A 12,201-nucleotide genomic window follows, 5' to 3' on the forward strand; every position below is an offset into this window, starting at 1 on the left:
GAAGATCGAGGTGTCAGCCGGCAATCTGTCACTGACGCTGCCGGAGGGCGCGTACGACCTGCGCCGAGACGTTTCTGCGGGGTCGTTGAACAGCAGTCTTCGCGAAGATCCCAGCAGCGGCAACCGCGTCACCGCGCGAGTCACTGCCGGCAACGTCACCCTAGACCAGGACTGATCCGGGGCGCGTCACCCACCGGGTGCGCGTACCCGGCGAAAGGCCGCTCGCTCGATTAGTCATTTGCCCGCTGAATCCGGTAAAGTCTTGGAGGTTGACGGGGCTATAGCTCAGGTGGTTAGAGCGCTTCACTGATAATGAAGAGGTCCCAGGTTCAAGTCCTGGTAGCCCCACCAAGAGACACAAGGCCAAGCGGTTCTTCGCTTGGCCTTCGTCACATTCGGCACTTGCCCGAAAGTTGCCCGAACGCTCATCGACCGACCTTCGCAATCTCGTCTTCATCGTCTTGACCGAGGTAGGTCACGTAGCGGTTCGTCGTGACGATGCTGGAGTGACCTGCCCACGCTTGCACCTTCTCGACCGAGACCCCGGCAGCGAGCCAAAGACAGATCGCGGTGTGCCGCGCCTGATGGATACTTCGACCGCCCGCCGTCTCCTCCCAGTTGAGCTGGGCCTTGATGCGCCCGGCGTGCATCGGCGGCATGAGCAGGTCATCGGCAGACCTTCCCTCGGTGCGGGACTGCACCCAATCGCGCAGCTCCATTGCTATCGGAACGTTCCGCGACCGTCCGCTCTTGGTCTCCTTCTCCTCGCGGCCCTCCGAACGGGAGCGCTCGACGCGGAGCCGCATCAGTGTCGGAGTGGTCTCGACGTGACGAACTCTCAGCGCTCGTGCCTCTCCGAAACGCACTCCGGTGAGCGCGAGGAAGTGCATGGTTGCCGCTGCTGCCGGGTTCAGGTTTCGCCAGACTCCCAACTGCCGGTCTAGCTCAGTTCGCGTCCACGGCCTCATCTCGCGCCGACGCTTGCCTGTCTTCGGCGTCCGGACGCCGACCATCGGGGACGCGGCGATCATGCCTTGGCGAGCAGCCCACGCGAAGAACTCCGACCAGGTGCCGCGTGCTCTCTCGATACTGGACTGCGCTCGTCCCGCACGCGCGAGTTCGTTGAGCATTGCCTCGACGGTTGCCGGGCGAATCTCGCCGACGGGGAGGGTGCGGAATCGCTCAGGTACCCAGGCGATCATGTAGCCGTCGGTGTCATAGGTCGCGGGACTCACGATCCCCTTGCGCTCGGCCAGCCAGTCGCGCATCACGCCGTCGAGCGATCGCTTCCCCGAACGAGGGTCGTAGCCACCGGCCATGTAAGCGCGCTGCTGGTGGATGTAGTCCAGTGCCTCGCGCTTAGTGTCGAAGGTGCGCGCCTTGCCCCGCTGCCCCCGGTACTTCGGATCGGCGAGATAGCGCCCGCTCGGTGTGTTGAACACGCCCATGTCAGGCCACCTTCCCCGCGTCGTTCGTGTTGATGAGACCGATCAGACGATGGATCGCCGCGCGGGGATACACGCGTTTCGTCGGTGTCAGGTAGATGACGCATTGACCGAGTGCGGTTTCCGCTTGCAGCGCCTGGGCGCGAACCGTAGTCCGATGTAGCCCGAGCAACTGCCCGACCTCCGTTTCTGTATAGACCTGTCTTGTGATCTCGCTCATTGCCGCACTCCTGCCTGGTGCGTGCGCGTTCGCTGCTCGCGGCGCAGTGCGTATAGGTCTGCAAGCTGGGCGTCGTCCTCGGGGGTCCAGGTGCCGGTCATGGACTTGACGATTCCGGCACGCTCTGCTCGCAGGACGACGGCTTCTAACTCGTTGAGGTTCATTTTTTTGCCGCCACTTCCGAAGGCGCCGCATAGGTCTGCGCGATATGTCGAATGACCTCGTCCTCTATCCAGAACGCGCGGAAGCGAACAAGATCACCGGAGTCGCCGTCGATCACGTAACCCGTGCCAGGTTGACTTTGGGCGATCCGCTCGGCATGCGCGCCTGCCTCGTAGGCGGAGGTGCCGAGCGCCAATATCGCATCGTCGCGTGTACGGAACCTCAGCGCGACGGTCTGGGAGTAGAGGTCGCGCGTTGCGAGCGATTCTTTCCGAGGGTCTTGGAGAGCCGCTAGGATCGCGTATCCGGCTGCCCGCCCCTGGGAGAGCATGAGCTTAAGATTGGCGTTCAATTGCTCGGCGCTCTTCCGATCCGGTGCGCTGTAAGCAAGTGCAGCGGCCTCATCGATCACGAGCAGTTCCAGCGGTTCAGCCGTCGTCGGGATGTGCTTCCGCAGTCCGCTTTCGCGCATGTAGGCGAGCCGTGTTGTCATGCGGTCCGCAAGGCGAGCAATCATCGCCTGCGCAGCGCCATAGTCATACGCGACCTCTCTGAACAGCTTTCTCCCCGGTTCGGCCTCGACCCCGCCTTTGAGATCTATGGCGTGAGCTGAGATCAGACCCGTGTGAATATAGGGCGCCATCTGCGCGAGCGTGCTCCACAGAATTGACGATTTCCCGCTGCCGGTCGCACCGAGGAGCAGGGTCTGCCGGTTGAACACCTGGAGACGGAAGCTATCGCCGTTCTCCGTTACGCCGATGCAGGCGGGCGCTGCGGGATCGCTCAGGGGGAACGGGCGGAACGTCACGGGTTCACGGAGCGGATCCTCCGGCGCTTCGGCCAGCCAGGTCACGGTGACTGCGCCAGGGGAGGGGCGCGACACCGAGACGAACTCGGAGGACATCGAGATTGTCGGTGCGTAGGCGACAGCGCGATTCAGGATCGTGTTGTCCGTTGCAATAGCCGATTGCTGCTCGACTTCCAGACGAGCGTCCGCGTCGTTTCTGGTGAAATCTACGACAGGTAATCGGTGGGGTCTACGCAGCAAGGCTTCTTCGTCATCGGCTCTCGGGATCAGCCCGAGATCGCGTGCGACGAGGTAGCCGCGCACACGTCGCCGCTGCCGAGTTCGGCGTGTGCGTATTCGGATAACGTCAGCCCAGATCGGCAGCCAATGGCGGAGCGGACGCAGCCAGGTCGCGGAAGCACAAAGCAGCGTAACGATACCGATCGTCCATAGTGATGCCGCGCGATGGTCTGGTGCGGAAATGACGGTGACCACCGCGACCAGCAGCCAGGCAAGGGTTGCCGCGGTCGCGGTGAGCGCAACTCCAATGCCGCGAATGACTGTGGCGAACACGGTTCAACCCTCCAGCTCGATAAGACTGGCGGCGCGAAACCAGAGGCCGGCGTTCGACAGCCCGCCGCCGTCTCGTTTGATCGAGTACTCGTCCACTTCAAGCCGGTCGAATCCGGCGAACATCGGAGTGAAGTCCGGCTCGGACTTGCTCGGGACGGTCACCTTCACCAGTTTTGGGCGGCTGCCGTCGCTGGGCTGATGGAGCGCGGTCACGGTCCATAGAGGCAAGGATGTGTCTCGATCGATCTTCTGCTCGCCGGTCTGTATGTTGACGAGTTTCGGCTCGACCGAGAGGGCGCGTACTTCTTCGTCGGGGTGGATGCGGAACATGGGTTCTCCTTTGTTTGCGTGTGGTGGTGCGGTCTGGCCTGACCGCTCGGGATCAGGCCAGACCGGTGTTCAGATGCCGAGGATCCGGTCGAGTTCGACGGAGTCCCAGCCGGGCAGGTGCTCATCGAGGTACGCTCGGCGTTCGGTTCGCAGCGTGCCGTTGCGCAGCTTGCGGCGCTGCTTGCGCAGGAACTTGGCCTCGCGTGGCATGGGTAGATCGTTCGAGTTTTCAGGGGGGTTGGTGTCGCGCATCGAGCCTCCAGTTTGTTATCGGATCATCCGGAAAACCTCCGAACGCTCCGACTGTAGCAGAGTTATCGGACTATCCAAAGAACTGTTCCGCGGCACGATTGGCGCCGGGGTTATCGGGATGATCCGATAAGGTGGCGGCATGGCAAGACCCCGCAAGCAGCCCGAGTACGACGACAGCCGTACCTATCCGGCACGCGACGCAGGGAGCGCGAATGAACTGGAGCCTTATCTCGACAAGGTCCAGCGGACGCTTGACGGCGTGAACAAGGTCTTCGAGGACTCAGAAGCGACCAAGCATGACCGCATTGTCGCCTTGCTGCGCGCGGCACGACTTGGGCGGGCGCAGATGGACGACCTCGCGCACCTGGCCGCAGAATTCGCCATGCGAGCCGAAGGTCTCACCATGAAGGAAGCCGCCGCTGATCTCGGAGTGAACCCCGACACCACCTATCGCTGGTGGCACAAGCCGCTATCGACAGACGCTATGGCCCCGGAGTGGGACGACGACGACGGAGTTCGACCGAGCGAGTCAACTTAGCCGGACCAGGCTGCGACCTCTGGTGCGTCCTCCGGGACGATATCGTGCAAAGAGACGCCGAGCACCTGACAGAGGGCGATAAGCGTGAACAGCGTTGGGTTCGCCGCGACGTCGGGGCGAGTGAGCCCCTTCTCCAGCTGCGCATATGTCGAGCGCGTGATGCCCGCGCGTGCCGCGAGTTGTTCCTGACTGATGCCCGCTTCGATGCGGGTGGCGTGGAGCCGCACGCCGATCTGCTGGGCATAGGACGCCCATGCAGGTGGGACGGCGAGACGGGTCACCTATCCAGCCTCTGGAAGGTGTGTCCGCGACGTGTATGTTAGAGCATGCAGCTTTTGAGACAGTCGTGGCTGGGTGACGGAGATTGTCACCCTCAGTGGTGACATACACAAGATCATTCAGGGGGCAAGGCGTGAAGAGCGCGAGGATTATCACCGTAGGTTTCCTTCTTGGCACGCTGACGTTCTCGCTTGCCGCGTGTGGTGATGACGTGGTGATCGGTCAAGACGCGCTTGTTTCCGACGGTCAGAGCGCGACGAGTGGCGAACGTAGCATCACGGAGAACGGTTTCGTCGACGGCGACGCGTGGGTGAACATCGGCGATGCGCCAGAGGTTCTCGAGGTCTGGCAGGAAGCGCTTGGCGTCGACTGCGGAGACCTGGAGCTTGCAGAGTGCAAGTTGACTTACGAAGCGAACTATCTTGCCAACATCGCGCAGGGCGATGAGGAGACGAAGGCGCGCATGCTCGCCGCGCTGACTGCGACACGGGAGTACCTGGGTGACTCCGATGTCTCCGGTTACAGCGGGGACTACACCGACGTGATCGGTTCCGCGCTCGGCGTGGAAGACTACCTTTCCTACCTCTCGGGACCAGTCGAGTACAACAACGAAATTCAGGGCGAAACGTACTTTGTGAATGAAATGGTCGATAACAGCGTTCAGTACTTGTTCTTCGGGGACGAGCGCAACAACGAACTCGATCCGAAGCTCTCCGGCGGCGTCTACCCCTCATACAAGTTCACGTACGTTACCGTGCACGGAAAAACGCGGCCCGTCACGCTCTACACGAACAACGGGGTTCCGTGCGATTTCAACCTCTGTGCGGACAAGGACCAGACCAACTGATCGGCGAACGCGGCGAATCAACGTGGGCGACGGGTTGGATATGCCGAAGAGACCGTAAGGCCTACTCGATCTCAGCGTTCTCTACGACTCGGACGTGATGAATTCTCGGAGCTTTTCGCGGACGGATTCGCGCACAGTGCTGTTGTTGAGTTGATCCACGACGTGCAGCTCGAAGGCAGCGATGCGGTCAGCGGGAGTTGAAGCAGAGTAGGCACGACCGATGAGCAAGCCTGCGTTGTCTGCGGTCCCGGCTGAGGCGCGACTGCGGAGGATCACTGTCGAGGAAGCCGCTGCGATCCAGACATTCCCGAACGATGTGCCGTGGCAAGGCGCGCAGTCGGCTCGATTCAGGCAGATTGGTAACGCGGTTCCTCCGAAGCTTGCGTACGAGGTTGCGGCAACTGTCGCGAACACGCTCCTCGCAGACACTGCCGCGCTGGCCGAGACGGAGAACGAGCGGGAACTTGTGCTCGCCTGATCGACGAGTTCAGTCAGTCGGCTTCCCGGGGAGCGTCCGAAAACGCTTCACAGGAATAAAGGCGGCCGCTTACGCGGCCGCTCGGGGTACTGGGGCGGCGCGGCGTGCGGCCTCCGGCCGGTCCACGCCGCCCCAGTACCCGGTCGCACGGTTGCAGAGCATATTCCAGGATGCGAACCGACACTTCTCACTCGTGACGGGGCTGCCGCAGGCCGCACGCGGCCCTTGCCTTTGACTCTGGATACGCCGAAGAGGGCCGACAGTATCTCTCCGCCGACCCGTTCGCCCATCGCTCCCCTACGGTGCGCGCGCGTACTGCTGTGCCTCCCATGTCCTCCGCGCACGACGCGCACCGTGCCGTTCGAGCCAGATCCTCAGCCATTTGGAAAGCTTGATGTCCCCGGCACTCACACCGCCGACGTCGTCCGGACGGTTCGCCGCCATCCACGCCCTGCGCTCTTCCCGCAGCCGCTTGCGAGTGAGATGCGACAGCGACCACCCTTCACGGTTCTCCGATGGGCGCGAAACGGTAACGACGTGCCCGCCATAGCCTAAGTTGTCATGAGCGCGTCGGTCGCACTGTCCGGGGCCGCTCTCGGGACAGTCCGGGCACCGAACCGTTTGTCTTGCAGCAGCGCGAAGACGGTACAGGAATGCGATGCGCTCGGGCGCGCATCTTTCGGCATTCGACGATCCCGGGATGACGTCCTTCAACGAGTATCCGAGAGCCTTGCCCACGTAGGACACGATGCGAGCCGCAGCGCGTGACAAATCGGGAGTCACGCCTTCCGTGTCTGACGGGCCTGCCTGAATCTCGCGATCCTGGACACCGTGCTTGCCCCACTGGACGAGTTCGCCCGTCACTGGATGAGTTGCAGCAGCCGAGCGAGCGGCAATCCCCATCGTCTCGGCGTCAACTTTTGACCATGCGGGTACGCGCACGACGACATGGAGATGCAGCGCCATCCGAGCCTGCACTTCCCGAACGGCGAAGTACTCCGCATCTGCGCAGCGCCGACGCATCGCCACCACGGAGGACCGCCACAAACGCCCGAGTGCGCCATGCCACCGCACCTGGCCCTCATATTCGTAGTCGTCGAGATCGATCGGCATACCTCGCAGCTCGACTTCGTCCGGGGTGTGCGTCACCCCACATCGGCACGGGCGCCGGGTCTCATCCCAGGGCTTCGGCACGCGATGTACCCTCCCGAACGACGGCGCGGAGAGGGTGATGAAAAGGTATCGATACCCGGTGACCGGTTGCCCGTCTGTGTCATAGATGCCCGATCGCGCGATCCGCTCCCAATCGCCGCGGTAGAGACCCGCGCACGAGGGGCACACTGCCGCCCGTCGAGACTGGCAACGCACGAACTGACCAGGCTCAACCTCGTAGAGATGAGTGCAGATGTGCGCTCGGAGCGCGTCGCGGACGTCTTCCTTGAAGTCCGGGTCAGTCATGAGTCGGCAGTTGCCCGCAACTTGCCCAGCCAGGGCACGAACGCCGCCGCGCCGCACACTGGACACGTTTTGCACCCGCGGAACGACGCGGGTACACTAGTCGAGTTGGGCTACCTCTTCGCTGATAATGAAGAGGTCCCAGGTTCAAGTCCTGGTAGCCCCACTCCGTTCAACGGAAATCCCGCGGTGTTCGCACCGTTCGGGGCCTTAGCTCAGTTGGTAGAGCGCCTGCTTTGCAAGCAGGATGTCAGGAGTTCGAATCTCCTAGGCTCCACACTGTGTTGAGACAGTGAAGAAGACCCCGCCTCGGCGGGGTCTTCTTGCTTTCCTACCGCGCCCGGATCGCGACATCAGGCGAACTCGATCAGGACCTTACCCCTCTTGGAGCCGTTTTCAAGGTGGTCGAAGGCCGCCTGCACGTCGGCTGCCGAAAAGACGTGGTCGATGCTGGTGACGAGGCTTCCGCGTGAGAGATGAGGAAGTACCTCGCGTTCGAGATTGCGCATCACGAGCGCCTTCTCCTCGATATTGCGGTACCGCAGACCGCTCGCGCGTATCGTGGCGCGCTTGGTGAGGAGAAGACCGAGCGGAAGATCGGCATGGGAACCGGCACCGATGCCGATGACGACGATTCGTCCGTCGGTGCGCAGCATCTCGATGTCATTCGGAATATTGGGCGCTCCCACGAGCTCGAGCACGACATCTACACCAGCGCCGCCAGCAAGCCGCTGGATCTCGTCGACACAACCCGTCGGGCTGATGCCCTCGCCGCCCAGCGAATCCACGAACGCTCGTCCATCTGCCGAGCGGCTGGTGCCGATGGCTCGTGCTCCGGCGGCGACCGCGATCTGGATGGCCGCGCTGCCGACGCCGCCGTTCGCCCCTTGCACCAGCAGGGTTTCGCCCATGCGCAGCTGCGCCTGACTGCGGATGGCGTCGTGCGCGGTGGCGAATGCCTCGGGGAATGCCGCGGCGCTGCGGTCGTCGATTGAGTCGGGGATTCTGACGAGGTGTCGTCGATGGGTGACCACGCGATCGGCCAGACCACCCCCGCCGATGAGCCCCATCACGCGGTCACCGACGCGCCACTCATCGACGTGGTCGCCGATCGCCAAGACTGTTCCTGCCACTTCGAGACCGGGAATGTCGGCGACGGTTCCCGCAGGTGCGGGGTAGGTCCCCCGGCGCTGGCCCAGGTCGGCATGATTGAGTCCGGCGTAGCGGACCTTGATCAGCACCTCGTCCGCGCCCGGTGCGGGATCGGCTCGTTCGACGAAAGCGACGACCTCGTTGCCGCCTGATCCGGTGAAGACAACTGCGGGCATGAGACTCTCCTTCGCTCGGCGCTGGCGCTTCCCCCCGCCGCGCCCGCGCCCACCGATGATAGATGGAAAATGTCGGTAAACCGAGGGTCTAACCGACATTTTCCATCTATCGAGCGCGCGAAGCAGGCGTGCGCACGTCGCCGCTACCGCAGCGGCGTGAAGTCGCGGTTCGCGATGTGCATCGGGCGCGGTGACCTCGCCGCATACGGATCGCCCAGTGCGTTCTCGACGCTGTTGAACACCATGAAGACGTTCGAGCGCGAGTACGGGGTGATGTTGTTGCCCGATCCGTGCATGATGTTCGAGTCGAACCACAGCGCCGAGCCGGCGGCACCGGTGAACTGGTCGATGCCGTACTTCTCGGCCATCGCGGTGATGGCGGCATGGCTCGGCACGCCGGCCTCCTGCGACTGCAGCGACTGCTCGTGGTTGTTGTCCGGCGTCTCGCCGACAGCCGGCACGAACGTGCGGTGCGACCCGGGCATCACCATCAGCCCGCCGTTGTACGGGTAGTTGTCGGTCAGTGCGATCGACAGGCTCACCGACCGCGGGATCGGCATGCCGTCCTCGGCGTGCCAGGTCTCGAAGTCGGAGTGCCAGTAGAACCCGGTTCCGGTGAAGCTGGGCATGTAGTTGATACGCGTCTGGTGCAGATACACGTCCGAACCCACGATCTGACGCGCACGGTCGATCACCTGGGGGTCCCGGGCGAGCGCGCTGAGCACATCACTGAGCTTCTCGACCTCGAACACCGAGCGCACCGTGCCGGTGGTCCGCTCGGTGATCATCCGCGGGTCATCGCGCAGCGACTCATCTCCGGCGAGGCGGTCGAGCTCACGGGAGTAGAGCGCGACGCTCTCAGCCGAGATGAAGTCGTCGAGGATGGTGAAGCCGCGCTGCTCGTGAGCCTCCAGCTCGGATGCCGAGAACGGCCCGTCATCGGCACTGCCCCACACTGCGGGCTGGGTGCGCTCGATGAAATCGCTGGGTGTCGCCAACCGGGTCGGGAACAGGTCCTCTGCGGTCGTCGTGATGGTCATGCTCTTTACTCCTGTCTCGCGATGCGCGGATTCTGTATCGGATGCGTGGGCTTTCGCGTCACACGCCTTCGGTGACGAGCGGGTAGACCCCGTTCTCGTCGTGCACCTCGCGTCCGGTGATGGGGGGGTTGAACACGCACACGGTGCGCATCTGCGTGCGCGGGCGCACCTCGTGCTTGTCGTTGTTGTTCAGCAGGTACAGCGACCCGGGTGCGAGCTGGTGCGTCTCGCCGGTGGCGAGGTCGGTGATCTCTCCCTCGCCCTCGACGATGAAGACCGCCTCGATGTGGTTCGCGTACCAGAACCGGTTCACAGTGCCGGCGTACAGGGTGGTCTCGTGCACCGAGAAGCCCACCTGCTCCTTGGCGAGAACGATGCGCTTGCTGCGCCAGTTCTCGCTCTTGATGTCGGCGTCGGTGTCGGTGATCTCATTGATGGTGCGGACGATCATGCGGGTGCGTTCTCCATGTTCTCGGCGTTCAGGTCTGCGGTGTCGTTGGCTTCGGGCTCGCCGAGGACGGCTCGCACGGACTCGTCGATGATGCGAAGTCCCCGGTCAAGCTCAGCATCCGTGATGGTCAGCGCGGGAAGGATCTTCATGACCTCGCCCTCGGGACCAGACGTCTCCATGAGCAGGCCGCGCTCGAAGGCCGCCTTGCAGACAGCATCCGCGAGCTCACCGGAGGGGAACTGCAGTCCGCGCGCGAGGCCGCGGCCCTTCGCGAACAGCTTGTGCTCCGGGTAGTGCGCAGCGATCGTGTTGAACCAGCTCTCGACGCGCAGGCCCTTGGCGATCGTCGCGTCGCGCAGCTCGTCGTCTGACCAGTAGCGGCGAAGCGCCTCGGCGCCGGTGACGAACGCGGGGCTGATGCCGCGGAAAGTGCCGTTGTGCTCGCCGGGCTGCCAGATGTCGAGTTCCGGCTTGATCAGGGTCAGTGCCATCGGGATGCCGTAGCCGCTGATCGACTTCGACAGGCAGACGATGTCGGGCACGATGCCGGCCTCTTCGAAGCTGAAGAAGTCGCCCGTGCGGCCGCAGCCCATCTGCACGTCATCGATGATCAGCAGCATCTCGTGCTTCTTGCACAGTTCGGAGAGCTGACGCAGCCACTCGACGCGCGCGGCGTTGATGCCACCCTCGCCCTGCACGGTCTCCACGATCACCGCGGCGGGCAGGTTCAGCCCGCTGCCGGAGTCTTCCAGCAGCCGCTCGAAGTAGAAGAAGTCGGGGTAGTCGCCGTCGAAGTAGTCGTCGTACGGCATCGGCGTCGCGTGCACCAGCGGCACACCGGCGCCACCGCGCTTGAGCGAGTTGCCCGTGACAGAGAGGGCGCCCAGCGTCATGCCATGGAAGGCATTCGTGAAGTTGACGACCGACTCGCGTCCGGTGACCTTGCGAGCGAGCTTCAGCGCGGCCTCGACGGCGTTGGCTCCACCGGGACCGGGGAAGACGAGCTTGTAGTCGAGCTTGCGGGGCTTCAGGATGACCTCATCGAACGCCTCGAGGAAATCGCGGCGGGCCGAGGTGAACATGTCCAGCGAGTGCATGATGCCGTCACCGGAGAGGTAGTCCAGCAGAGCCTTCTTCAGCTGCGGGTTGTTGTGCCCGTAGTTCAGCGCGCCTGCGCCCGAGAAGAAGTCCAGGTATTCGTTGCCGGCTTCGTCGTACATCGTCGTGCCCACGGCCTTGTTGAAGACGACTGGCCAGGAGCGCGAGTAGCTGCGGACTTCGGATTCCAGCTCAGTGAAAATATCCATCGGGAGTTTTTCTCCTCCTTGTAGTTGTCGTGCAGGGGAGTGCACGCCGCCCGCAAGGGCGGATGGCAAACGGGCTACGCCGGCGGACCGATCTCGTAGAGCCGTTCAGGATCGTGGAGCTCAGCATCCGGCCCCGAAAGGCTCAGGTGCTCGCTCTCGAAAAGTGCGTTCACAGTGACGGGGGCGTCGCCCCAGCGTTTTGCCAGACTGCGGAACGTGCGCTGCGAAGCGACGTTGTCGTCAGTGATCGTGGTGTGCAGAGTCTTGACCGCGCCGTCGACCGAGTCATCGTGGATCAGATCGTCCAGCATCCGTCCGGCGAGCCCCAGGCCGCGGAAGTCGGCGTCGACCGCGACCTGCCAGACGAAGAGACAGGAGCGATCTGCGGGCCGTCGGTAGCCGAGCACGAACCCGGCGGGAACGCCGTCGACGATCGCGAGTCGGCAGGTGTCAGCGAAATCGTGCGCGTACAGGACGTACGCGTACGACGAGTTCAGATCGAGTGTCTGCGAGTCGCGGGCGATGCGCCACATCGCGATTCCCTCATCGACGCGGGGCGGTCGAATGAGCACTGTCGGACCCGACCGCACATCGGTATGCGCGGCTTTCGATGACCTTCTCGGCTGGCTGGAGCCGTCGAAAGTCAGGGCAATTCACCGTCCTGAATGGCGGCGAGAAAAGGCATCGAAATCACGGGTATCAACATCCA

At 63.5% G+C, this 12,201-nt stretch carries 16 protein-coding genes and 2 tRNA genes; 5 read left to right on the forward strand and 13 right to left on the reverse strand.

The annotated features are described in order from the left end of the window. The first annotated feature begins 274 nt into the window (after positions 1 to 274). A tRNA-Ile gene (locus tag FM104_RS09340) sits at positions 275 to 351 on the forward strand. A gap of 74 nt (positions 352 to 425) precedes the next feature. Here the strand turns inward: FM104_RS09340 and FM104_RS09345 are convergent. From FM104_RS09345 to FM104_RS16510, 6 genes are all read right to left on the reverse strand, one after another. Then, positions 426 to 1,448: a tyrosine-type recombinase/integrase gene (locus tag FM104_RS09345; RefSeq protein WP_087131714.1), complete on the reverse strand. Its 1,023-nt coding sequence runs from the start codon at positions 1,446 to 1,448 to the stop codon at positions 426 to 428. A 1-nt stretch (position 1,449) separates the two neighbouring features. Continuing rightward, entirely contained in the window at positions 1,450 to 1,665 is a 216-nt protein-coding gene (locus FM104_RS09350; RefSeq protein ID WP_087131717.1) for a hypothetical protein, read from the reverse strand. Next, positions 1,662 to 1,829 (reverse strand): hypothetical protein, encoded by a 168-nt coding sequence (locus tag FM104_RS16505; RefSeq protein ID WP_179206747.1) that lies wholly within the window; start codon positions 1,827 to 1,829, stop codon positions 1,662 to 1,664. Before FM104_RS16505 ends, FM104_RS09350 begins: the two co-directional genes overlap by 4 nt. Beyond that, positions 1,826 to 3,187, reverse strand: coding sequence for an FtsK/SpoIIIE domain-containing protein (locus tag FM104_RS09355; protein ID WP_143738323.1), 1,362 nt, complete (start codon positions 3,185 to 3,187; stop codon positions 1,826 to 1,828). Before FM104_RS09355 ends, FM104_RS16505 begins: the two co-directional genes overlap by 4 nt. A gap of 3 nt (positions 3,188 to 3,190) precedes the next feature. Further along, positions 3,191 to 3,517 carry a hypothetical protein gene (locus tag FM104_RS09360; protein ID WP_087131723.1) on the reverse strand — a complete coding sequence of 109 codons (327 nt, stop codon included), beginning with the start codon at positions 3,515 to 3,517 and terminating at the stop codon, positions 3,191 to 3,193. Between the two features lie 69 nt (positions 3,518 to 3,586). Next, positions 3,587 to 3,727, reverse strand: a complete 141-nt coding sequence (locus tag FM104_RS16510) for a hypothetical protein (protein ID WP_179206748.1) — start codon at positions 3,725 to 3,727, stop codon at positions 3,587 to 3,589. Between the two features lie 181 nt (positions 3,728 to 3,908). On the opposite strand from FM104_RS16510, the gene FM104_RS09370 reads away from it, so the two are divergent. After that, positions 3,909 to 4,307: a helix-turn-helix domain-containing protein gene (locus FM104_RS09370; RefSeq protein WP_087131727.1), complete on the forward strand. Its 399-nt coding sequence runs from the start codon at positions 3,909 to 3,911 to the stop codon at positions 4,305 to 4,307. Here FM104_RS09370 and FM104_RS09375 read toward each other — a convergent pair. After that, positions 4,304 to 4,588, reverse strand: coding sequence for a helix-turn-helix domain-containing protein (locus tag FM104_RS09375; protein ID WP_087131730.1), 285 nt, complete (start codon positions 4,586 to 4,588; stop codon positions 4,304 to 4,306). The two genes, FM104_RS09370 and FM104_RS09375, sit on opposite strands and share 4 nt — an antisense overlap. A gap of 131 nt (positions 4,589 to 4,719) precedes the next feature. On the opposite strand from FM104_RS09375, the gene FM104_RS09380 reads away from it, so the two are divergent. Together FM104_RS09380 and FM104_RS09385 are read left to right on the forward strand one after the other, a co-directional pair. Further along, positions 4,720 to 5,433, forward strand: a complete 714-nt coding sequence (locus tag FM104_RS09380; RefSeq protein ID WP_087131733.1) for a hypothetical protein — start codon at positions 4,720 to 4,722, stop codon at positions 5,431 to 5,433. 220 nt (positions 5,434 to 5,653) lie between these two features. After that, complete coding sequence (locus tag FM104_RS09385) at positions 5,654 to 5,911, forward strand: DNA cytosine methyltransferase (RefSeq protein WP_087131736.1); 258 nt, start codon at positions 5,654 to 5,656, stop codon at positions 5,909 to 5,911. A gap of 297 nt (positions 5,912 to 6,208) precedes the next feature. Here FM104_RS09385 and FM104_RS09390 read toward each other — a convergent pair whose 3' ends face one another. Beyond that, complete coding sequence (locus tag FM104_RS09390; protein WP_373407844.1) at positions 6,209 to 7,369, reverse strand: replication initiator; 1,161 nt, start codon at positions 7,367 to 7,369, stop codon at positions 6,209 to 6,211. Between the two features lie 201 nt (positions 7,370 to 7,570). On the opposite strand from FM104_RS09390, the gene FM104_RS09395 reads away from it, so the two are divergent. After that, positions 7,571 to 7,643: transfer RNA gene (locus FM104_RS09395), tRNA-Ala, on the forward strand. A gap of 76 nt (positions 7,644 to 7,719) precedes the next feature. On the opposite strand, the gene FM104_RS09400 is transcribed toward FM104_RS09395, so the two are convergent. The 5 genes from FM104_RS09400 to ectA all read right to left on the reverse strand — a co-directional run bounded on the left by FM104_RS09400 (position 7,720) and on the right by ectA (position 12,064). Beyond that, a complete protein-coding gene (locus FM104_RS09400) occupies positions 7,720 to 8,694 on the reverse strand; it encodes an NAD(P)H-quinone oxidoreductase (RefSeq protein ID WP_087131742.1) in 975 nt (324 codons plus the stop codon). A gap of 143 nt (positions 8,695 to 8,837) precedes the next feature. Next, entirely contained in the window at positions 8,838 to 9,734 is an 897-nt protein-coding gene (gene thpD, locus FM104_RS09405) for an ectoine hydroxylase (protein ID WP_087131745.1), read from the reverse strand. Positions 9,735 to 9,792: 58 nt separating this feature from the next. Then, entirely contained in the window at positions 9,793 to 10,185 is a 393-nt protein-coding gene (locus FM104_RS09410; RefSeq protein ID WP_087131748.1) for an ectoine synthase, read from the reverse strand. Further along, a complete protein-coding gene (gene ectB / locus FM104_RS09415) occupies positions 10,182 to 11,492 on the reverse strand; it encodes a diaminobutyrate--2-oxoglutarate transaminase (RefSeq protein ID WP_087131749.1) in 1,311 nt (436 codons plus the stop codon). The genes FM104_RS09410 and ectB overlap by 4 nt, the downstream gene beginning before the upstream one ends. 74 nt (positions 11,493 to 11,566) lie before the next feature. Next, entirely contained in the window at positions 11,567 to 12,064 is a 498-nt protein-coding gene (gene ectA / locus FM104_RS09420) for a diaminobutyrate acetyltransferase (protein WP_256971597.1), read from the reverse strand. Positions 12,065 to 12,201 lie beyond the last annotated feature (137 nt).

This window comes from Microbacterium esteraromaticum (assembly GCF_900163815.1).
Lineage (GTDB): Bacteria > Actinomycetota > Actinomycetes > Actinomycetales > Microbacteriaceae > Microbacterium > Microbacterium esteraromaticum_B.